General features: G+C 67.9%; 19 protein-coding genes. 4 read left to right on the plus strand and 15 right to left on the minus strand.

Annotated elements, in window-relative coordinates; translation table 11 throughout:
* Positions 1-14: 14 nt before the first annotated feature.
* The 10 genes from ACWW1C_RS24140 to ACWW1C_RS24185 form a co-directional block, all read right to left on the minus strand.
* Positions 15-821, minus strand: a complete 807-nt coding sequence (locus ACWW1C_RS24140; RefSeq protein ID WP_455980608.1) for an alpha/beta fold hydrolase — start codon at positions 819-821, stop codon at positions 15-17.
* Positions 822-843: 22 nt separating this feature from the next.
* Positions 844-1,557, minus strand: coding sequence for a DJ-1/PfpI family protein (locus ACWW1C_RS24145; protein WP_455980609.1), 714 nt, complete (start codon positions 1,555-1,557; stop codon positions 844-846).
* 9 nt (positions 1,558-1,566) lie between these two features.
* Positions 1,567-2,535, minus strand: a complete 969-nt coding sequence (locus ACWW1C_RS24150) for a GlxA family transcriptional regulator (RefSeq protein WP_455980610.1) — start codon at positions 2,533-2,535, stop codon at positions 1,567-1,569.
* 68 nt (positions 2,536-2,603) lie between these two features.
* Complete coding sequence (locus ACWW1C_RS24155) at positions 2,604-2,933, minus strand: heavy-metal-associated domain-containing protein (RefSeq protein WP_455980611.1); 330 nt, start codon at positions 2,931-2,933, stop codon at positions 2,604-2,606.
* Between the two features lie 9 nt (positions 2,934-2,942).
* Positions 2,943-7,097 (minus strand): AMP-binding protein, encoded by a 4,155-nt coding sequence (locus tag ACWW1C_RS24160; protein WP_455980612.1) that lies wholly within the window; start codon positions 7,095-7,097, stop codon positions 2,943-2,945.
* Positions 7,084-7,329 (minus strand): acyl carrier protein, encoded by a 246-nt coding sequence (locus ACWW1C_RS24165; RefSeq protein WP_455980613.1) that lies wholly within the window; start codon positions 7,327-7,329, stop codon positions 7,084-7,086. The genes ACWW1C_RS24160 and ACWW1C_RS24165 overlap by 14 nt, the downstream gene beginning before the upstream one ends.
* On the minus strand, positions 7,322-8,821 hold the full coding sequence (fadD10, locus tag ACWW1C_RS24170; RefSeq protein ID WP_455984418.1) for a fatty acid--CoA ligase FadD10: 1,500 nt from the start codon (positions 8,819-8,821) through the stop codon (positions 7,322-7,324). Before fadD10 ends, ACWW1C_RS24165 begins: the two co-directional genes overlap by 8 nt.
* Positions 8,822-8,835: 14 nt before the next feature.
* Entirely contained in the window at positions 8,836-9,381 is a 546-nt protein-coding gene (locus tag ACWW1C_RS24175) for an FcoT family thioesterase (protein WP_455980614.1), read from the minus strand.
* Positions 9,378-10,247, minus strand: a complete 870-nt coding sequence (gene scoE, locus ACWW1C_RS24180) for a (3R)-3-[(carboxymethyl)amino]fatty acid oxygenase/decarboxylase (RefSeq protein WP_455980615.1) — start codon at positions 10,245-10,247, stop codon at positions 9,378-9,380. Before scoE ends, ACWW1C_RS24175 begins: the two co-directional genes overlap by 4 nt.
* Positions 10,248-10,395: 148 nt before the next feature.
* Positions 10,396-11,841 carry a PPE family protein gene (locus ACWW1C_RS24185; protein WP_455980616.1) on the minus strand — a complete coding sequence of 482 codons (1,446 nt, stop codon included), beginning with the start codon at positions 11,839-11,841 and terminating at the stop codon, positions 10,396-10,398.
* 140 nt (positions 11,842-11,981) lie between these two features.
* On the opposite strand from ACWW1C_RS24185, the gene ACWW1C_RS24190 reads away from it, so the two are divergent.
* A complete protein-coding gene (locus ACWW1C_RS24190) occupies positions 11,982-12,791 on the plus strand; it encodes a class I SAM-dependent methyltransferase (protein WP_455980617.1) in 810 nt (269 codons plus the stop codon).
* On the opposite strand, the gene ACWW1C_RS24195 is transcribed toward ACWW1C_RS24190, so the two are convergent.
* From ACWW1C_RS24195 to ACWW1C_RS24205, 3 genes are all read right to left on the minus strand, one after another.
* The gene (locus ACWW1C_RS24195; protein ID WP_455984419.1) at positions 12,784-13,704 is read right to left on the minus strand and encodes an o-succinylbenzoate synthase; all 921 of its coding nucleotides are present in this window, start codon (positions 13,702-13,704) and stop codon (positions 12,784-12,786) included. The genes ACWW1C_RS24190 and ACWW1C_RS24195 overlap by 8 nt on opposite strands.
* 77 nt (positions 13,705-13,781) lie before the next feature.
* Complete coding sequence (locus ACWW1C_RS24200) at positions 13,782-15,356, minus strand: long-chain-fatty-acid--CoA ligase (RefSeq protein WP_455980618.1); 1,575 nt, start codon at positions 15,354-15,356, stop codon at positions 13,782-13,784.
* Positions 15,357-15,385: 29 nt separating this feature from the next.
* The gene (locus ACWW1C_RS24205; RefSeq protein WP_455980619.1) at positions 15,386-16,996 is read right to left on the minus strand and encodes an amidohydrolase; all 1,611 of its coding nucleotides are present in this window, start codon (positions 16,994-16,996) and stop codon (positions 15,386-15,388) included.
* Positions 16,997-17,104: 108 nt separating this feature from the next.
* Here ACWW1C_RS24205 and fadD8 point away from each other — a divergent pair, with 108 nt between their 5' ends.
* Positions 17,105-18,706: a fatty-acid--CoA ligase FadD8 gene (gene fadD8 / locus ACWW1C_RS24210; protein WP_455980620.1), complete on the plus strand. Its 1,602-nt coding sequence runs from the start codon at positions 17,105-17,107 to the stop codon at positions 18,704-18,706.
* Between the two features lie 12 nt (positions 18,707-18,718).
* Here the strand turns inward: fadD8 and ACWW1C_RS24215 are convergent, their stop codons facing one another.
* Positions 18,719-19,390 carry a FadR/GntR family transcriptional regulator gene (locus ACWW1C_RS24215; RefSeq protein WP_455980621.1) on the minus strand — a complete coding sequence of 224 codons (672 nt, stop codon included), beginning with the start codon at positions 19,388-19,390 and terminating at the stop codon, positions 18,719-18,721.
* 47 nt (positions 19,391-19,437) lie between these two features.
* Here ACWW1C_RS24215 and ACWW1C_RS24220 point away from each other — a divergent pair, with 47 nt between their 5' ends.
* Positions 19,438-20,706: a CynX/NimT family MFS transporter gene (locus ACWW1C_RS24220; RefSeq protein WP_455980622.1), complete on the plus strand. Its 1,269-nt coding sequence runs from the start codon at positions 19,438-19,440 to the stop codon at positions 20,704-20,706.
* Here ACWW1C_RS24220 and ACWW1C_RS24225 read toward each other — a convergent pair whose 3' ends face one another.
* On the minus strand, positions 20,707-21,450 hold the full coding sequence (locus ACWW1C_RS24225; RefSeq protein WP_455980623.1) for a hypothetical protein: 744 nt from the start codon (positions 21,448-21,450) through the stop codon (positions 20,707-20,709).
* A gap of 71 nt (positions 21,451-21,521) precedes the next feature.
* Here ACWW1C_RS24225 and ACWW1C_RS24230 point away from each other — a divergent pair, with 71 nt between their 5' ends.
* Positions 21,522-21,974, plus strand: coding sequence for a nitroreductase family deazaflavin-dependent oxidoreductase (locus tag ACWW1C_RS24230; RefSeq protein ID WP_455980624.1), 453 nt, complete (start codon positions 21,522-21,524; stop codon positions 21,972-21,974).
* Positions 21,975-21,980: the final 6 nt, after the last annotated feature.

The raw sequence follows: 21,980 nt of genomic DNA on the forward strand, positions 1-21,980 counted from the left end.
GCGTGTCACAGGGCCTAACCGGTCGGCCCTGCCGACGTCGGGTTGGCGGCGAAGAACTCCAGCACGGCCGCGTTCACCGCATCGGGACGCTCGATGAATCCGAGGTGGCCGGCGTCGGGGATCTCCAGGTAGCGGCCCAACGGGATGGCATCGGCCACCTCCTTCGACAAGTGCGGCGGCAGCACGACGTCGTCGGCGAATCCGATCACCTGTACCGGCACCGCGATCTGACGGTAGGCCGGCAGCCGGTTGGTCTCCGGCGCGACGGCCAGTTGAGCGCGCAGGCCCGGCGTGGCCTTGGTCGGCCACATGGTGAACATCTCGATCCAGTCCTGGACCGCTCGGTCGTCGTTCAGGGTCTTCGGTGAAAAGTTCTCCAGCAGACGGTTTTTCGCGTCCACCTCAGGTGGGAGCTCGATACCGGCGGCAAGCAGCGCGCGCTCCGCCTCCCGGAAGAATGTGCGGGCGCGGTCCTCCCGGCCGCGCGTGGCCATCAACACCGCCGAGGACACCAGCTCCGGCCGGGCGACCATGAGCTCCTGGGCGATGAACGACCCCATCGACACCCCGACGACGCGCACCGGGCCGCCGACGACCTTGTTGATCAACGCGGCGGTGTCCGCGACCACCTGGTCGGTCGAGAAGCCGATGGCGTTCTCCGTGGCGCCGATACCGCGATTGTCGAAGGTGATGCAGCGGAAGCCGGCCCGCTGGAACGCCGGCACCTGGTGCAGATGCCAGGTGCGGCCCGCGCCGCCTCGTCCGGCGATGAACAGCACCGGCTCGCCGGATCCGCCGCGGTCGTCGTATGCCAGATTCACCCGGCCGAGGTTACTGGACCCGTCAGCGGCGGGAACGGACGCGCTTGAGGGCCTGGTCCCAGAGCAGCGCCGTGGTGGCCTTGAGCTGTCCGGGTTTGAGCAGCTCACGGGACATCAGCGCGGTCGCGCTGGCCTTGGTGGCCGCCGAGGCCTTCGACATGTGGCCGGAGTCGAACGGTGGCTGCGGGTCGTACTCCATGGACAGCTGGATGGCCTTGGCCTTGTCTTCGCCACCGATCTGCGCCGCCAGCCACAGGCCGAGGTCGATGCCGGCCGAGACTCCCGCGCAGGTGACGATGCGGTCGGCCGACTGCACGATCCGCTCGTCGGTGACGGGTTCGACGCCGAAGGTGCGCAGCAGCTGCACGGCCGCCCAGTGCGATGTCGCACGCTTGCCCGCCAGCAGCCCGGACGCGCCCAGGATCACCGATCCCGAGCAGACCGACGCTGTCCATTGGGTGGTCTCATGCGCCCGCCGGAGCCAGTCCAACAGCTTCTCGTCGCGGGCGTGCTCCATGGTGCTGAATCCGCCGGGGATCAGGATGATGTCGGGCGACGGGGTCTCGTCGAACGAGTGGGTGGCCCCCACCAGCAGCACGCCGGAGTCCGCGACGATCGGGCCGGGCTCGTGCCAGACGAAGCGGACCTCGGTGTCGGGCAGCCAGCGCAGACACTCGTACGGCCCGATGAAGTCGAGGGCCGTGAATCCCGGGTACACGACGATGGCAACTTGCATGATCTCTCCCTAAGCGAACGTCTTGCGGTACTGGTCTGGTGAAACCCCAACGCGCCGAACGAAACTGCGGCGCAGCGTCTCGGCGCTGCCGAAACCGCAGCGGGCCGCGATGGCGGTGACGGTGTCGTCGGTCTCGGTGAGTTGCCTGCGGGCGGCGTCGGTGCGGACACGCTCGACGTAGGCGGCGGGCGGCTCTCCCACCTCGGCGGTGAAGGTGCGGGTGAAGTGCCGCGGGCTCATCGCGGCGACGCGCGCCAGCTCCGGAACACTGTGCGCCCCGGCAGGTTCGGCTTCGATGAGCTCCTGCACGTCGCGGATCGGTTCCCGCTTGGCGCGCGGCATCCAGACCGGCGGCGCGAACTGTGTCTGCCCGCCGGGCCGGCGCAGGTACAGGACCAGCCAGCGGGCCACGTCCTGGGCGACATCGGTGCCGTAGTCGTCTTCGACGAGGGCGAGCGCCAGATCGATGCCCGCGGTGACGCCGGCCGCCGTCCACACCCGATCAGAACTTCGGATGAAGATCGGGTCGGGATCGACTGCGATGCAGGGAAACTCGCGGGCGAGTTTGTCAGCGGATGCCCAGTGGGTGGTGGCCGGGCAGCCGTCGAGCAGACCGGCCTCCGCGGCCAGGAACGCGCCGTTGCAGACACTGACGACCCGGCGCGCGTGCGGTGCGGCGGCGCGAATCCAGTCGATGACGGCAGGGTTCCCCCGGGCCTCGTCGACCCCCATACCGCCGGGCAACACGATGGTGTCGATCGGCTCTTTCGGATCGGGCGGCGGCTTGGCGACGAACTCGAGCCCGGTCAGGGTCGCGACGGGACCGCCGTCGGCCGCCGCGAGGATCGGCGCGTAACCCTCGCCTCCTCGGCCCATCGCGGCCAGTTGCAGCGTGGCTCCGGTGAACACCTCGAAGGGGCCGACCACGTCGAGGGCCTGCACCCCGCGAAAGCCGAGCACCACCACAGATCGCGTCACGCATCCATCGTGCGCCGCCATCCCCAATGGCGTCTACGCCACGGACCCCACAAATTAGGACAGAACAGTCATCGGGAGATGATCCAGTCGAAGGCTTCGCCCAATCTGCGCCGAAGCGGACCCGGTGGGTCGGCCGTCACCTCAGGCGCGGTGAGCCGCGGCTCCGCACCGTAGCCGGCGGCCTGCACCGCCTCGCACAGCACGGCCGAGCCGACGTCACCCTCGATTTCCACGGTCGCGGTCTTCGTGGCGAAGCTGACGGTGGCCCGGACCCCGTCGATCTTGTTGAGTGCTTTGGTCACCCGTCCGGAGCACATCACACAGGACATGCCGGTCACGTCGAGATGGATCAGTCGGGTGCCCGATGCGTCGGGGCGCGGTGTGGTCAATTCAGTCAACGTGATTCCTCACTGTCCGGAGCGGTGCCCGCTCGTTGTCCCGATCAGTTCGTCGAGCCGCGGCACGGCGGTGCGTACTTCGGCGACGGACCCGAAGTCGAGGTCGATCGTCGGATACCCGCTCAGGTACTCGGCGTACGTGCGGTCCCGCAACCTGGCGCCCAAGCCGGCCCACGCATCGATCACCGCCCACCGCAACGGATTTCGGACGGCCCACGCACTGCGATCCAGCCGTTCTCTCCACTCCGCCATATCGATGGCATCGAACCCGTGGCCGCGGAGGAACTCGGTATAGGGCACCTTCTCGCCGCGCAGTACCGTCATGCCGCGGCCCAAATCGACGGCCTGCGACAGCTCGGGAACCAGCCCGAGAATGCCGTGTGCGGCGGCCACGCCGGTGGTGACCTCTTCGGTCAATGGCACCACGGGACAGGCCCCCAACGCGGCACAGGCATCCACGATCGCGACCAGGATGTCCGAGGACCGCTCGAGTTGGCGGGCATCGCCGAGCACCCTGGGCAGCCGTACGACCGTGAAGTCCAGTTCGTCCGTCCGTGCAACGATCAGCTCCGCCAACGACTTCGAGGCGGCATAGGGGTACGGCGCGAAGCGGGGGTCGGTCACGCGGGCCGCCGTCACATCGGCATCCACCACGAAGGTCGACAGGTGCACCAGCCTGGTGCCGCGCTGCGCACACGCTTCGGCGATCGACGCCACCGCGGAAACGTTGGCCGCGCGAAGGCGGTGGTAGGGCGCCAACACGTTCGTGTTGCCGACGCAGTTCACCACGGTGCCGGCGCCGACGGCGTCCAGGAGGGCGCCCAGTCCATCGGCACCGAAGTCGTCGTGGTGGTCGACGATGTCCACGCCGGCGACCGATCGCATGGTAGACCACGGGTCATGTTCCGGCAGTAGCGATCTCGCGGCGAACACCACGTCGGGACAGCGTTGCCCGGACTGCTTTCGATCGAGGACCGCCCGGGCGAATCCGGTGCCCAGAATTCCCGAGGCGCCGAGGACCACGACGGTCCGTGCGTCATGGCCGAATGGTCGCCGACGGCCGGCAACGGTCCGTCCTGGCTGTTCGAGCGCGGCCAGATCGTGGGCTATCCCGGCCGCGGTTTCGTCGTCCATCCAGGCATCGACGTCGGGACGACAGCCGACCACGTTGGCGGCGGTGTCGGCGCCGATCAGGTCGAGAATGGACAGCTGCCAATCGAGGAACTTCCGGGTTGCGGGCAGGATTCGGATCAGGTCCAAGGAACCGATCCCCGCATCCAACAATGACGTGTCCGGCCGGATCGGGCGTTCCAGCGTGCGACTCCAGAGCTCGGCCAGCGCGGCGGCCCGCGGATCGCGATTGCCTTCGTCGCCCGCAATCTCAATCACCGCAGTCAGTTTCGCGCGGTCGACTTTGCCGTTGGGCTGCCGTGGGATGGCCGGTACGCCGGTCACCACGAACGCCGGCACGCCCAGCGCTCGCGCGATGCTCCGCAGCCGGGCGGCGGCCGCCGGGTCGTCGTCGCCGGCCCGGGACTGCGGGGTTTGGAACCAGATCCCCAGCCCGTTTCCGGCTGGTTCCACCGCGACGTCGGACACCGCCGGATCAGCCGATAACCGGCGCAGCAGCTCGGCGACGTCGAAACGCTTGCCGGCGATCTTGACCACCGCGTCACGGCGCCCGGCCAGTACCGGGTAACCGGCAGCGTCCCTGATGACCCGGTCGCCGGTGGCGAAGGCCCGACGCCGGCAGCCATCCGGCGCGAGCACCGTGCCGAAACTCGTGCTGTGCAGTCCGAGATAGCCCGCCGACACCGGCTCCCCCACGACGACGACCTCACCGAAACCGACGAACACCGAGTCGGGCACCAGCGGGTGCCCGAGTCTGACCCGATCCTGGGCGGGTTCGTCGGCACCGATCGGCAACCGGGTCACGACGACGGTGGTCTCGGTCGGGCCGTACGTCGACAGCAGGGAGATGCCTTGGCCGGCACCGGCACCCAGCCACTTGTCGACGGAGGTGGAGCGAACCGCCTCGCCGCCGATGATCACCTGGCGCAGCGCCGACGCACTCAGCGCCGCCAGCGCATCGTCGTCCTCACACAACAGGTGCCAGACCGCCGTGGGCAGATCGAGCACCGTTGCGACGTTCACCGCGACGTCGCGGATCAACGACGGCAGGTCGCCGGCACGCATCGCGGCGGACCGCACCACCCGCGCCCCACCCGACAGTGCGCCGAACACTTCTTCCACACTGATGTCCGATGTGAGTGGGGCGCACTGCAGGACGGTGTCCGCCGGCCCCCACCGGTATGCGTCCCGCGCTGCGGCACAGAAGGTGGCCAACGCACCATGCGTCACCGGAACCAGTTTGGGTCGTCCGGTCGAACCCGATGTCGGCATCACATACGCCAGGCGCGACCCCAGCCGGTCATCCTGTGCGACAAGGCCGATGCGGTCCGTCACGAGTTGCCGCGCCACGGTGTCCAACTCGCGAAGCGGTGCGGCGAGGTCGACCGGGTGGGCGCGGACAGCGCAATGTTCGGCGACGGCGCCGACCCGCACGGCCACGTCGTCGGTCGTCGCACAGACGCTGTAACCGCAACCCGCCAGATGGCACGCGATCAACAACTCCACCGCGCGCTGCGAATCGTCGTCGACAAAAACCAGGACGTCGCCAGGATCGAAACCGGCACCGGCGATCTCGGCGATCCACCGGTCGACTCCGGGGCCCCGGCACTGGTCCAGTTCCACCGCGCGGTCCTGGAACCAGGCCTGGGCGGCAACCGCAGGCGGCACCGGCACCGTGGTGGCGGCCTCGAGCCTGCCGTCGGGTCGGAGCCCGAACCAGTCACCGACCGTCGACGCTATCGGCTCGTCCCAGTGGGCGCCCATCGATTGCAGTGCCGCCACGATGCGGTCCGCGATGCTCGCTCGCTCTGCGGGTTCCGGTTGATCGAGCCGCATCCAGATGCCGATGTCGATGGTGTGCTGCGCTTCATCGTGGACGCAGGCCACGGTCATCCCCTCGACCGGACCGATATCGGTGACCGCCGGCGGTTCGGAGAGGTACCGCCCGAGTTCCGCGGCGCAGCGGCCACGCATGAAATTCACCGTCAGTGCTTCGACCTGCGCGCTCCGGGTGATCGCCAGATACATTCGGCGGTACCGCTCTTCACGAAACCACCGGCGGCGCACCGCCTTGACATAGCCACGGTCGATCGCCGTCACCACGTCGCGGACCGAGGCGAACGGCGGGAAGTGCACCGGCTGGGCGACCGAATTCACCAGGCAGGTGGCAACATTCAGCTCCGGTGCGCCGAACCGGTTGTCAACCGGATGCACGAGCAGTCCGTCGGTACTCTGGCGCAGGCTCGCCTGTACCGCCACCGCTGCAGCCGACACCAGGATGTTCAGCGGCACCTGCTCGGCCTCGGCGAGCGCGATGATCTCGTCGTAGGCCGGCCCGGCGACGCGGCGTGACTCCCGCAATACGCCCCGGCCTGCGGTGCCGAGTGCCGCGTCGACCCCGCCCACGGCGGGATTGCCGCGCAGGGCCTCTTCGGTCAGCTCGCGATGTACTGCGGCGACATGACGGTCGGTCGCCCCCGTCACGTGCGCGCCCTCGCTGCGGTGCGCCGCGGCGAGCGCTTCGAAAGCCGCTGCGGGGCCGGGCTTCTGACCGGCATCACCCAGATGACGCGCCAGGTCGGCCTCGATGATCGCCGTCGCCGCGCCGTCGAGCAGGATGTGATGGGTGTGCACATCCATGCCGACGACGCGATCGTTGGCGTCGGTATGGACCACGTAGCGCACCAGCGGCGTCTGCACGATGCCATCCGCCCACAGCTCCGCGAGCGCCCGGTCCGGCGGGTCTGTCTGCGCCCGCACGTGAACGATGTCCTGAAACCGCAGCCGGGCAACAAGATCCGGATACCCGGCACCGGCCGGCGGCGGTGCCAGTACGCACAGTTGAATGGGGTTGTCCAGCACGGTTGCTTCCAGCGCGGACAGGAATGCCGCCGATGCCAGCGGCCGGAATCGATAATTCTTGCCGATCAGGTACAACGACGGATCAGGGTCCTGCAGCACGCCGTGGTAGATGTTCTGCTGAGAAACGCTCAAGGGAACCCGGTCGATCCGGCCACCGTCAGCTGCCGCCACCGAGAACCTCCAACTCGCGCGCCCAGCCTGCGATCGTGAGGTCATTCGCGAAGCGCTTCGGCAGGTCCGATTCCCGGTCCACGCCAAGACGTTTCATCAGCAGGACGAATCGAACCGAGTCCAAACCGAGTTCCCGCAGATCGGTCGCGTCACCGTCGAACAGATCGGATTCATCGATATAGAGCACCTCGGCCACGGCGGCCAGCACCCGTTCTCGGGCCGCCTCAGCCATGAACCGCCGCTGCCAGGGCAGCCCGAATCACCTTGCCGGACTGTGTTCGCGGAATCTCCGATACCACCGTGATGGTCGACGGCCTGGCCATGGGCTCCGACTCGGTCCGGTACCGCGCCGCGATGGCGTGCTTGAGCGCGCGGACCTGAGCGTCGTCGAGTTCTCCGGCCGGGATCACCGCGAGACCGATCAGAGCACCGAATTCGGCATCGGGTATCTCGAAGCAGGCGGCCGCATCGACACCGGGAACGCTCTCGGCAATCCGGTCCACCTCGTCGGGCGCGACGTTGACGCCACCGGAGATGATCATCTCCGATGACCGGCCCTTGATGTAGAAGTAGCCGTCCGCACCATGCTCGAAGATGTCTCCGGTGTCGACCCAGCCGTCGACCAGGACTTCCGCCGTGCGTTCCGGATTGTTCCAGTACCCCAACATGTTCGCCGGTGATTTGATCAACAACGTGCCCGACTCCGCGCTGTCACCGCCGGCAAGGCGGACCTCGACCCCCGGGTAGGGCCGTCCCACCGCACCCGCCTCGATCCGGGCGATCGACCCGTCAGCTGTCGGCAGGCACAAAGCCGTACAACCTGTTTCGCTCAAACCGAAGACCTGGGCCGTGTGAATGCCTGCCGCTTCGACGAATTGCACGTCGGCCGCGCTGGCGCGCGAGCCGCCATAGCCGATCATCCGCAGCGGCGGCAACGCCGTGCCGGCCCTCACCTCGGCGACCAGGCGCGTGAGCAGGGTCGGCACCAGACAGGTCGAGGCGATCTGGTTGGCGTTCAGGATCTCCGCCAGCGACGTGGAATTCTCACCGCCGGTGACACATTCGCTACCGTGCAGCAGGCAGTTCACGATCCACCAGAGTCCGCCGATATGGCTGGCCGGCAGCGGTGAGTAGGTGGCCTCGCCCGCCACCCAGCTGATCCAGGACAGCTGTTCGCGCGCCAGGATGTCGGAGACGGCGAAGAAAGTCCGGTTGGGCAGCAGCACGGCTTTCGGCTCACCGGTGGTCCCACTGGTGAAGATCATTGCCAACGGGTCATCGGCGGTGAGTTCCGGTTGGATGACGGCAGGCGCAACGTCGGCGGGCTGCGCAATGTCACCGGTGAAGTCGACGGCGATCAGCGGGATGGTGCGCAGAACGCTGGGCAGCGCCGTGGACGCCGTCCCCGGGGTCAGCAAAATCGCGCTGGGACTGGTGATCTCACCGAATCGTGCGACGGCCCCGGCCGGCACGCCACGATCCACCAGCACTGCGATGGCACCGAGCCGCGCGCAGGCCAACACCGCGACATAGGTCTCGGGGCCGTTGTCGGACATCACGAACACCCGGCAACCGCGAGACACCCCGTGCCCGTCCAGCTCGGCCGCCAGCCGATTCACCACCGACGAGAGTTGGCCGTAGCGGATGACGCTGGTTCCATCGCAGCGCCGCAATGCGATGGCCTCCGGGTGCCGCTGTGCTTGCGCGAGCAGCCGTCCCAGCACAGTGGTCACGGTGCTCACGGTATGTTGAGGATCGCGAGTTCGAACTCGCCGAATGCGGATCCGCCGGCGTCGTCGTGAAACTCGATGGCACATGGGACTTTCAGATACCGCCAGCTCCGCTCGACGACCTCGATGCCCTCGCACGTCAGCCGGGCGGAGAACTTTCGCGCATCGATCTGCCGCTTGTAGCGCGACGCGGTCGACCGGATCAGCATGCTGGACAACTGGTTCTCGAAATAGTCGTCGAGCGACCAGCCCCGAAAGCCGTCGATCTCGCCGCGGCCGACTGCCGGCGCGAACGCGGAGTACGCGAGTTGGTTGAAACACAACACCAGTTCGACGGCGTTGAAATGCCCGGTGCTGCGGATGTACACCGACTCGGGAATACTGAAATTTCCCGTGGCGAACATCGCGTCGCCGGTGGCGCGGTACGTCGCGTCGGTGAGATACCGGCAACCTTTGTAGGAATACGGCTCCAGTACCCTGGCCAGGAGCTCTTCCGGAATCTGCTCAGTGTCAACCGATTCGGTGACGGGTGCCGTCAGCTCGATGGCGCTCACGCCGCGAACCCCGGCGTCACCAGGCCGTCGAGCATCGTCAGCCGGTACGTCGTCAGCGTGCCTGTCGTGGTGCCGTGCTTCGCCCGGTGAATCAGCGCCCGGTTGTCCCACAAGATGATGTCGCCGACTTCATAGTGCTGCGTGTGGATGAACGGCGACGCGAAGTCCGCGTCGAGCTGACCGGTGGCCGTGAGGAGTTCGTGCAGCACCGACGGGTCCAGTAGCTCGCCGTCGCCGTCTTCGATCTTGCTGGTACCGGTCGAGCAGATGTAGAGGATTTCCTGTCCGGTGTGCGGGTGCCGGATCACCGTCGGCCATTTGATCGGTGGCGTGGCGCGGTTGATCTCGTCCCACACCTCTCCGATCGGTTTGTAGACGTCACTGGGACGAATCTTGATGTGGCGCCGCGGATCATGCGTGCTGAGGGTTCCCCGAACCGGCTCCTGCCGGGCCGGCGGCAGGGATTCCCACACCTTGCTGAGGTCGATGAAGTACGTACCGCGGTCAGCGCCCGGCACCGTCATCGGCATCACCATGGAGAACGCGAACGGTTCCGGCATGAACATGTAATCGATGTGCCAGAACGCGCCCGTACGTGGCACGCCCTGCCCCTCCTCCGTGGAGGAGACGAAGATCTCAGGGTGCTCGTGGTGGTGGTAGACGGGCTCGTAGTAGGTGACGATTTCACCGAGAATCCGGCCGAGTTCGATGAACTGCGCAGGCGAGGGCTTCACGCCTTTCAGGACGACAAGCTTGTTCTCGTAGACGATTTCGCGGAGTTCGTCCGTCGAGATGTTGCTCAGATCGTTCGGGTCGATTCCCACGACCTGCGCTCCGAGCCCTCGACCCTGCACATTGAGCGTCATCGACGCGCCTCCCCAAGTTTGCTGCACTGCGACTGCGGGCCATCGAAATACCTTGCCCCACAATGCAGAAAGTCGTTCAATATGTTGCCTTCATCTGTTGTAGTCGCCGGGGCATGCAGAAAAGTTCCGCGCCACTGGGCAATTCGCGCTATCGCTGGTGAAGGTGACCTTCGGCGTCGGAGTTCCAGGTGGCCGGAAGCAGTGGCGCCGAGGCGCGCTCACCCACCGGCATCCGCTCCACCATTCCGGTCGGTGCTGTGCTCGCTTCAGTCACCGCAGCGGTGAAGCCGATCGGGCCGGCACCGTGCCGGCCGGGCACGATGACGGGCGGATCACCGCCCGCACCAGTCAGATCGGCTTTCATCTCGGGCAGCTCATCGCGATAGCCGCGCGCTCCGCGCCGGCCGCGGCTCACCCTCTTGGCGCGGTCGCGGACCGCAGCCACTGCGCGCGCGGCCGCCACTGCGCCGACGCTGTCGGTGGTGATGTCGGGAGACTCGCTGCCGGACTCCGGCCCCGGCCCCACCCCATGTCGCGGCAGCCCGGCCACGGCGTAGACCAGGTTGGGTGTGGGTGCGGTACCGGCACCGGCTGTGGTCGGCGTCGGTGTGGCCGGCCCGGTGGCCTGCGGCAAACCGGCCTGGATGGCGGGGACGAGAGGGACCGCCTGGGCGTGCGTCGCGGCAGCCGCGGGCTCGACGGCCGAACGTACGGCAGGCACCGGCGCCGCGTCCACAACCGGCGGCACCGGCGACTTCACCAGGGCCAGCGCCGCGAGCGCGCTGAGTGCCGGCGCGAAGAACGGGGCCAGCAGCAGCGCATAGGAGGCGTAGTACGGGTACCAGAGCATGTCGTAGAGCGTGAGCGCCACGAGGGCCAGCACCGCGGATGTAGCGGGATTGAAGCCCAATTGCTCGAAGAAGCGCGTGAAGTTCCCGAGCAGCTGGTCGACCTGGCCGGTGGTGCCGAGCTGCGAGATGAACTGCCAGAGGTCGCTCAGCGGTTGACTCGGCGCGGCGGACGTGTTCGACATCGACTGCCGGACTTCACCGCCGGGCGCGACGATGGACGGTGCAGGCTGCGCGGTCGGTACCGCCGCCGTGGCCGCCCCACTGACCTCCTGATAGACGATCATGGTGTCGGCTGCCTGCACCCACATGCGCGCATAGTCGGCTTCGTTGACCGCGATGGGAATTGTGTTGATGCCAAAGAAGTTCGTCGCCACGAGCGCGGCGTTCGTCACATGATTGGCGGCCAGTTCGGCCAGTGTCGGCATGGTCGCGACGGCGGTGCCGTAGGCGGCGGCCACCGTCTCGTGCTGTGCGGCCGTGGCGGTCGTCGCCAGGGCGGACTCCTCCAGCCAGGCCAGGTAGGGCACGTGCGATGCGACGTACTGAGCGGCGCTGAGTCCCTGCCAACTGCTCGCGTGCACGTCGGCCAAAATGGCCGACAGCTCGGCGGCCGCCTGGCTGTATTGCTCGCTGAGCTGGTGCCACTGCGCGGCGGCAGCCAGCAGCGAACCCGGCCCCGGACCGGCTGCCAGTAACGCCGAGTGCACTTCCGGCGGTAGCGCCAGCCAAATCGGTGCGGTCACCGAGAGCTAGTCGGGCGCCGCAGCGGGAAAGTTCCCGATCCACCGAAATCTCCTATGCCACAGCTGGTTATCGCGACGTCACGGCAAGCGGTTGCCGGGGCCGGTGCGGCCGGCGTGATCACCGGCCGTACGGTGGGGCCATGTCAGTCATCGACGCCCGCCATCTCGACGGCGTATCTGAAACCGCGCTCCTCACCCTGCACCAACGCGCCACCGAGGCCGCTCGTCCGGACGGCATCATCGATGACCCGGTGGCGATCGCCCTGCGGGACGGCCTCGATTACGACTACGAGCATTTCGGCCGTACTCACCAGGCGACCGCACTACGGGCCCTGGTGTTCGACGAGATCACGCGCGACTATCTGGCCCGCCACCCGCGCGCGACAGTGGTCGCACTGGCGGAGGGGCTGCAGACCAGCTTCTGGCGCGTCGACAACGGCGAAATGACTTGGTTGTCAGTGGATTTGGCGCCGATCATCGCGCTTCGGCAGCAGTTGCTCCCCGCGTCCGATCGGCTCGGACAGTGCGCGCAGTCCGCGCTGGACCACTCGTGGATGGACGCTGTCGACCACGCCGGCGGGGTGGTCATCACCGCCGAAGGTCTCTTCCAGTATCTGACCGAGGATGCCGTCTTCAACCTGATCGCCGCGTGTGCCGAACGTTTCCCCAACGGCCAGTTGGTCTTTGACAGCGTGCCCCGGTTCCTGAGCTCGTATTCGCAGCGGCGCGGCTTCCGGCTCAGCGCGCACTACACCTCGCCCCCGATGCCATTCTGGTTCACCGCAGATCAGTACCCGCGATTGCGTTCCATCCCCGGTGTCAGAGCGGTGCGCGAACTGCGCTATCCGGCCGGCCGCGGCAAGCTCGTGCCGTGGATCACCCGGCAGTCCTACCGCTCGGCTCAGTTGGCCCGATTCCGGGCACCGGTCACGCTCGTCGAATTCAGTTGACGGACAACGTCCCCAGTAAGGGGTAGCACTCCCGGACCCGATCGATCCACCACTGCCGGCGCGCCGGCGCTGCTGCCAGATCAGTCAGGCGCGCCGGGTCCGGCGCTACCGGCCCGACCGGCAGGAACCCGTCGACCGAAGTCGCCATCTCCGCTACGTCTGCCAAGAACAGCCCACCGGTACCCAGGCCGCAGGCGTGCTGCAGGGTCGGCAGGCAGCCGGCGGCCAGCAGCCCGCGCGTCATGCCGACGGCGGAATCCAGGGCACTCGACACCACGATCGGGATGTCGATCTCCGCCGCCACTGCCAGCAGCCGCGTCACCCCACCCATCGGCGCCACCTTGACCACCGCGACGTCCGCCGCGCGCTCGCGCACCACCCGCAAAGGGTCCGAGGCCTTGCGGATGGATTCGTCGGCTGCCACCGGCACGTCGACCAGGCGGCGCACTTCGGCCAGTTCCGGCACTGTGGCGCAGGGCTGCTCCAGGTACTCAAGAGGCCCCGAGGCAGTCAGGGCCCGCGCCGCCGTCACCGCTTGCGCGACCGTCCAGCCGCCGTTGGCGTCCACCCGAACCACCGGCACCACGGCGCGGACGGCTTCGACGCGCGCCACGTCGTCGGCCAGCGTCTGACCGGGTTCGGCAACCTTGACCTTGGCGGTCCGCGCCCCTGGGAAGCGGGCCAGCACCTCGGGCACACGCACTGCGTCGACGGCGGGCACGGTGGCGTTGATCGGGATGCGGTCCCGCACCGGCGCAGGCGACGGCCGGTAAGCCGCCTCGACGCCGGACGCGAGCCAGTGCGCCGCCTCCGCCGGGCCGTACTCGACGAACGCACCGAATTCGCCCCAGCCGTACGGTCCCTCGATCAGCGCGACTTCACGAACGTCGATGCCGCGGAACCGGACCCGCATCGGCAGTGAGACGACGTGCAGACGCTCGACCAGTTCGTCGAGAGCGGGCAGAGCGGGCGACACCCCTCCATCGTGCCTCACACAGTCGCGCGGTCTCGACCGTCCCAGTACGGCTTGCGGAGTTCCTTCTTCAGAATCTTGCCCGTGGGATTACGGGGCATGTCGTCGACGAAGTCGACGGTCTTCGGGCACTTGTAGGCGGCGAGGCGTTCCCGCGCGAAGGCGATGAGGTCGGCGTCCGTCACTCCTTCTTCCGAGCTATCAAGCGTCACAACGGCTTTCACCGACTCGCCCCACTTCTCGTCGGGTACGCCGATGATCGCGACCTCGGACACCGCGGGGTGTTCGGCGAGCACGCGCTCCACCTCGATCGAGTAGATGTTCTCGCCGCCGGAGATGATCATGTCCTTGAGGCGGTCCTCGACGAAGATGTAGCCATCGGCGTCGACGCGGCCGATGTCACCGGTGCGGAACCAGCCGTCCTCGGTGATCGCCTCGGCCGTCGCATCCGGCCGGTTCAGGTATTCCTTCATCAACGTGGGTGTGCGGAACCACAATTCGCCCTGCGCACCCGGCTCCACGTCTTCAAGGGTGTCGGGGTTGACGACCCGCACCTCGGCCTCTGGCACCAGCACGCCGGCGCTGACCAACCGTTCCTCGTTGTCGGCCCGGTGGTCTTCGGGCATCAGCCTGCTGACGACTCCACAGACCTCGGTCAACCCGTAGGCCTGGATGAACTCGGTCTCGGGCCAGGCGGCCAGCGCCTGGCGCAGCAGTGGCAGCGGCATGGGTGAGGCGCCGTAGGCGTAGGTCTTCAAGGCGCTGAACAACTTCACCGCATCTGGGCCGGTGTCCAGGACCTTGGCCAGGACGGCGGGCACCAGGAACGTGCGGTTCGCGCCGTTGAGAATGCCACCGGCCAGCGACGCCCCGTCGGCGTCGCGCGTCATGTAGCTCGGGGCCCCGTTGTGCAGCCCGTATTGCATGTACGACGAGCCGCCGACGTGGAACAGCGGCATCGCCACCAGATTCTTGTCCTCGGAGGTCATCTGCCAACCCGAGAAGGCGTTGATGGTGTGCGCGATCATCGCGGCCTGGGTGAGTGCGACGCCCTTGGGGCGGCCCGTGGTGCCCGAGGAGTACATGATGATGCACACGTCGTCGGACTGGACGTCAGGCGAGCGGTCCGCCGGGGTCGCGCCCGCGAGCAGTGCTTCGTACTCGTCGCCGTCAGCGCCCTCGGGCGTCACGCTGACGATGTGCTCGACAGCGGTCAGCTTGTCGGTGATGTTGTCGACGGCAGCCCGAAGCTCGGCGCCGACGATGAGAACCTTTGCGCCGCAATCGTTCAGCACGAAGTCCAGCTCGTCGGCAGCCAGCCGGAAGTTGATGATGGCCGTCGCGGCACCCAGCGACGCCGCGGCCAGCGTCAGCTCGACGCAGGCCGGGTGGTTCTTGTCCAGGAACGCCACGACGTCCCCGCGTTTGATACCCCACGAATTCAGTGCGCCGGCCAGTCGACGAACGCGGTCGTTCCACTCCGACCAGGTCCAGGTCCTGCCGAGGTAGGTGATCGCTTCGTCGTCCGGCTTGGTCGCTGCCCAGTGGGCAACACGTTCATCGAGAAATCGGGGTGCCGACAGTTCAGTCATGTGCTGAGCCTGCCATGTCCGCCGCGCGCTCAGTCGGCTTTGGCGTGAACCTGTTGTCCCGCCAGGTATGTCGCGAGCACCTCCAGGTCAGCGACCGCTTCCGGCGGTACCGAGCGCGGGTCGGCGGACAGCACCACCAAGTCCGCGTACTTGCCGACTTCCAGCGAACCGATCACGTCGTCGGAGAACAGTTGCCAGGCGGCGTCGATGGTCTGGGCCCGGATCGCCGCCTCGACGGTGAGCCGTTCCTGCGGCGCGAGCACACGTCCGCTGGGTGCGGTCCGGGTCGCCGCGACGCTGATGTTGCGCAGCGGCTCCTCGGGCGTCACGGGTGGGTCATTGTGCAGGGAAATGCGCATGCCGGTCGCCACCGCGGAACCGGCCGGCATCCACACGTCGCCCTTTTCCGGACCGAACAGCCCGTCGACGATGACGTCGCCCCAGTAATGGATCTGGTCGACGAACACGCTGCACGTGACGCCGAGATCGTGGGCGCGCCGCAGCTGCGCCGGCGTGATGGCGCCGACGTGCTCCAGCCGCAGCCGGTGATCCTCGCGCGGCCACCGCCGCAGCGCTTCCTCGTAGACGTCGAGGATGGTGTCGACGCCATGGTCACCGTGCACGTGACAGGCCATCTGCCAGCCCTGCGGAAAGAAGGTGTTGACGATCTCGGCGAGCTGTTCGCGCGTGTAGTTGGCGTGGCCGCACGACCCGGGCACCACGCCGATGGTGCGAGTGGCCTCGGTGTCCAGGTACGGGAAGGTGAGGTCGATGTTGCCGACCCACGGCGACCCGTCGACCCAGATCTTGATGCCGGCCTGCCGCACCATGTCGTCACCGTTGTCCGGCGACGCGTCGGTGTGCAGGGCCGCCGTGGACATCTCGTAGGTGCGCAGCCGCACCGTGAGCTTGTCGCGCATCTGCTCCAGGACCGGCCGGAACATCGGGTCGAACGCCATCTCCGAACACGTCGTCAAGCCGGCCTGGTTCAGCCGCGCGCATTCGGCGAGCAGCAGGGCCGGATAGTCGGTGGGCGTCAGCACGCCGCTCATCAGGGGGAACACCGCGCCGGTCTCGATCGCGGTGCCGTCGAGCTCGCCGTCGGCGTCGCGGCCATACAGCGCGCCGTGCGGGTCCGGGGTGTCGCGGGTCAAGCCGGCGTTCGCCGCGGCGGCCGAATTGAAGTACGCCTTGTGCCCCGAGTTGTGCACGATCACCAGCGGGGTGTCGGGCGCAGCCTCGTTCAGCCAGGCCAGCGTCAGCTCGGGCAGCCCCTGCTGCAGCAGCGGATCCCAGCCGTTCAGATAGGCACCGTCGGCGCCGCGGGCGGCGACCTCGGCGTGGATCGCAGCCACGACATCGTCGGCGTCCGGCATCGTGACCGGCCGGATGTCGACCATGCGGCCGCCGAGGACCACGGCCTCCATCAGCGGGTGGCCGTGCGCCTCGACGAACCCGGGCAGCACGCAGCCACCGACCTCCCGCACCTCGGTGTCGGCGCCGATCCACGGCTGCACGTCGTCCCGGGATCCGATGGCGACGATCCGCCCGTCGGTGACGGCGAGCGCGTCGGCGGTGGGCCGGCCGGGGTCGACAGTCACGATGTTTCCGACGATGACGAGATCCGCAGGGCCGGCCATGAGTTGGATGCTAGGGGCGCGGCGGAGCCCCTGGTAGTCGAACCGGCACCGGATCCCAGATTCCGCAGGGCTTGACCTTCGGACTAGAACACGTTCTAGTCTTAGGTCATGAGTGACGAGCTGCTTCGCCATCCCCTGCATTCCGGGCACTTGACCGTCGGCGCCCTCAAGCGCAACAAGGACAAGCCGGTCCTGTTTCTCGGCGACACCACCCTGACCGGCGGCCAGCTCGCCGACCGCATCAGCCAGTACATTCAGGCCTTCGAAGCGCTGGGTGCCGGCTCCGGCGCCAGCAGCGGCCTGCTGGCCCTGAACCGGCCCGAAGTGCTGATGATCATCGGCGCCAGCCAGACCCAGGGCTACCGCCGCACGGCACTACACCCTCTCGGTTCGCTGGACGATCATGCCTACGTCCTCACCGACGCCGGCGTCACCACGCTGATCATCGACCCCACCGAGGCGTTCGTGGAGCGGGCCATCGGTCTGCTGGAGAAGGTGCCGTCGCTCAAGCAGATCCTGACGATCGGTCCGGTGCCGGATGCGCTGACGGGCTCGGCGATTGACCTGGCCGCCGAAGCCGCGAAGTACGAGCCGCGGCCGCTGAAGGCCGCCGACCTGGCACCTGATCACGTCGGCGGGCTCACCTACACCGGCGGCACCACCGGCAAGCCCAAGGGCGTCATCGGCACGACGCAGTCCATCAGCACCATGACGACCATTCAGCTGGCCGAGTGGGAGTGGCCCGAGCACCCGCGGTTCCTGATGTGCACGCCGCTGTCACATGCCGGTGCGGCGTTCTTCGTGCCGACCATCGTCAAGGGCGGCGAGCTGATCGTGCTCAAGAAGTTCGACCCCGCCGAGGTGTTGCGGGTGATCGAGGAGCAGAAGATCACCGCGACCATGCTGGTGCCGTCGATGATCTACGCACTGATGGACCACCCTGATTCGCACACCCGCGACCTGTCGTCGCTCGAGACCGTCTACTACGGCGCCTCGGCGATGAACCCGGTGCGCCTGGCCGAGGCGATCCGCCGGTTCGGCCCAATTTTCGCGCAGTACTACGGCCAGTCCGAGGCCCCGATGGTCATCACCTACCTGGCCAAGGGCGAGCACGACGAGAAGCGGCTGACGTCGTGCGGCCGGCCGACCCTGTTCGCGCGGACCGCGCTGCTCGGTGCCGACGGCCAGCCTGTCAAGCAGGGCGAGGTCGGCGAGATCTGCGTGTCCGGACCGCTGCTGTCGGGCGGCTACTGGAATCTGCCGGAGGCCACCGCGGACACCTTCAAGGACGGCTGGATGCACACCGGCGACCTGGCCCGCGAGGACGAGGACGGCTTCTGGTTCATCGTCGACCGGACCAAGGACATGATCGTCACCGGCGGCTTCAACGTGTTCCCGCGCGAGGTGGAAGACGTTGTCGCCGAACATCCTTCGATCGCCCAGGTCTGCGTGGTCGGCACCCCCGACGAGAAGTGGGGCGAGGCGGTGACGGCCGTCGTCGTGCTTCGTCCGGACGCCGACCGCTCCGAGGAGGCCATCGCCAAGATGACCGCGGAGATTCAGGCCGCGGTCAAGGAGCGCAAGGGCTCGGTGCAGTCGCCGAAGCAGGTCGTCATCGCCGATGCCGTGCCGACCACTGCGCTCGGCAAGCCGGACAAGAAGGCTGTCCGGGCGCAGTTCTGGGCCGGCTCGGAGCGTTCCGTCGGCTGAGATTTCCTCGCGCTAGGTGGGCAATCCGGCGAGCAGCCGGTCGAAGAGCACGGCCGCGGCAGCGGCTGCCCCGTCGGGATCTCCGGCGACGATGTGGTGGAGCAGCCGGTGGTGATCTTCGAACTCGGTCTCCACCGGCGTCTCGTTCATGACCGACACGCTGGCGGTGATGACCTCGATGAGCCCGAGGTACAGGTCGATCAGCATGGTGTTGCCCGATGCCCGCATGACGGCGCAGTGGAATTCGGTGTCGGCGTGGACGAATTCGTCGTGATGCCCGGCGCGTTGCTCGTTGTCGCGCCCTTCCAGCAGTCGCCGCAAGGTGGCGATGTCGTCGTCGGTCCGGTTGGTGGCGGCCAGCCGGGCGCCTTCCACTTCCAGACCGCGGCGGACCTGCAGTACGTCCCGCAGCTCATCGCTGCACAGCCGACGCAGCGCCCCTGACACCTCGCTGGTGGCGCGGACGTATGTGCCGTCACCCTGCCGCACCTCGAACAGTCCGGCGTGCGCCAACGCCCGGACGGCCTCCCGCACGGTGTTACGGCCGACGCCGAGAGCCTCGACGAGATCGGTCTCGTTCGGGATGCGATGCCCGACGGGCCATTCGCCGTCCGCGACCGAGCCCCGGAGCTGTTCGATGACCTGCTCGACCAAACCGGCACGGCGGGCTGTGTTCAGCGCCACGCAATCATCCTTTCAACCAATCATAGGATGTATGCCATCATAGCAGGATGAGTGCTGCCGTGAACGGATCCGAACACGCCCGTTACGAGGATGAACTGGCACTCGAACTCGACGGCGCCATCGAGATCACGGGCGTCCCGCCGAGCCCGAACACCCGCATCGCCAGCGGTGTCCTGCTGGCCCTCGCCGTCGTCGTCACCGCATTGAATCTGCGGCCCTCCGTCACGAGCGTCGCTCCCCTGCTCGGCGAGATGCGTACCGCGCTCGGGGTGTCATCGGTCTGGGCCGGCATCCTGACCACGCTGCCGGTGCTGTGCTTCGCCGCCGCCGGGGCCACCGCACCGTTGCTCGCCAAACGCCTCGGCCTGGGCCGGACCGTCACGCTCGCATTGCTGGTGGTGGCCGTCGGACTGGCGGTGCGGCCGTACGGCAACGGCGGTCTCATGCTGGGCGCCACGCTGCTCGCCTCGTCGGGAATCGCGCTGGCGAACGTGCTGATCCCGGTGGTCATCAAGAGTTCGTTCCCCGCCCGGGTCGGCCTCATGACGGGCATCTACACCAGCGCGCTGCAGGCCGGCGGAGCCTTGGGCGCCGCCATCACCCCGGCTGTCGAACACCACGTCGGCGGCTGGCGTCCGTCGCTGGCGATCTGGGCGGCACTCGCGCTGGTCGCCCTGCTGCTCTGGGTCCCCGCGGCCCGGCGCCATCGCGCCGACTGGGCCGCCGGCGCGGCCCGGGCCACCGCGCGCCGCTCGCTGCTGCGTAACCCGCTGGCGTGGACGGTGACGCTTTACATGGGCAGCCAGTCGTTCCTGGCCTACATCATGATGGGTTGGCTCCCACAGATTTTCATCGACAACGGCATGGACAAGACCAGCGCCGGCGTGATGTCGGGCGTGATGTCACTGGTCGGCGTCCCGGTCGCGCTGCTGATCTCGCCGTTGGCTGCCCGCAGCGCGAACCAGAGCCTGTGGAACGTCGGTCTCGGCGTCCTGGGTGTGTCCGGCGCCATCGGTCTGCTCGTCGCGCCGAGCGCGGCGCCGGTCTTGTGGAGCCTCATGGTCGGTATCGGCATGAGCGCGTTCTCGCTGGCGCTGACCGTCATCGCGCTGCGCGCCCGCAACGCCGAGGACACCGCACAGCTCTCGGGCATGGCACAGGGCTTCGGCTACCTGTTCGCCAGTACCGGACCGTTCCTGTTCGGGCTGTCGCACGACGTCTCGGGCAACTGGCAGGTCCCGTTCGTGTTGTTCTTCAGCGTGTACGCGGTGCAGTTGACGGCCGGCTGGTTCGCCGGACGCAACCGCTACGTCTAGCTAGTACTGCTGCGGATAACCCGGATAACCGACGGGAGCTGCAGGCGCCGACTGCCCGCTCTTCCACCGGCACCACTGCTGCGTCGAACTCAGGGCGGCCAGCACACCGGTGACGAGCGCGAACACGATCGGCACCGCGGCGGACATCACCGACAGACCCGCCATCCCCTGCATCCCCTCGTAGCTGCCGCCGACCACGCTATCGAGCCGCTTGAGGATGGTGAGCGAGGCGAACAGAGCGACCACGTTGGACAGCACCACGACTGCGCAACCGCCGATGACGATCCAGCGTCCCACCCCACGCCCGATGACCAACAACACGCCGCCGACGAGCAGCGTGATCGCCACGATCGTCTGTACGACGGCCATGACGCTGGTCAGGCCCATCAACTCCGACCGGGTGTCGCTCGCGTAGGAACCGGACAGCTCGCTCAACGTCGCGACCGCGTACCAGCTGGAGAACGCCTGAAACGCCGTCGACGCGGCGCCGAGCATGCTGAGCACCGCGGCGATGATCGCGGTCACGCCCGACGGTCCGGCCGGTCCGGCCGGCATGGGCATGCCGTAACCCGTGGGCTGTGGGTATTGCGGCTGGGGGTACTGCGACGGTGGGTACTGCGGGTAGGGCACGTTCGGCGGCACGCCGGGAGCGCCGTACGGGTTGGCCCCATATGGCTGACCCGGTGGTTGACCGGCTCCGAACTGTCCGGGCCCGGATTGCCCGGGGGGCCACTGATTCGACATCGAAACCCTCCTTCAGCTGGGCGAACATAGCACGCCAGCGCAAGTTTCGGCGCCTCGTCTAGCCTCGAACCATGGCCCAGGACAGCGACGCGAACCTCAAGCCACCATGGTGGCTCAAGCCGATGAACAAGGTGATGATGGCGGTCATGCGGGTGATCCCGATCAAGGGTCCCGTCGTCCTGACCGTGCCTGGCCGCAAGTCCGGTGAACCGCGGTCGACGCCCATCACACCGTTCGAGGTCGACGGCCACCGCTACGTGGTGGGTGGATTTCCGAACGCCGACTGGGTGCGCAACGCGCGTGCCGCCGCCACTGCCACCGTGACTCAGGGCCGGGACCGCGAAGAGGTCCGCCTGTTCGAGGTGCCCGCCGAGCAGGCCCGCCCGCTACTTCGACAGTTCCCCATCCTGGTGCCGACGGGCGTCGGGTTCATGAAGAACGCCGGCCTGGTGACCGGGCCCAACCCCGACGAGTTCGAAGCGCTGGCCGGACGCTGTGCGGTGTTCCGGTTCGATCCGGTCTAGACGTCA

This window comes from Mycobacterium sp. HM-7 (genome assembly GCF_053852335.1).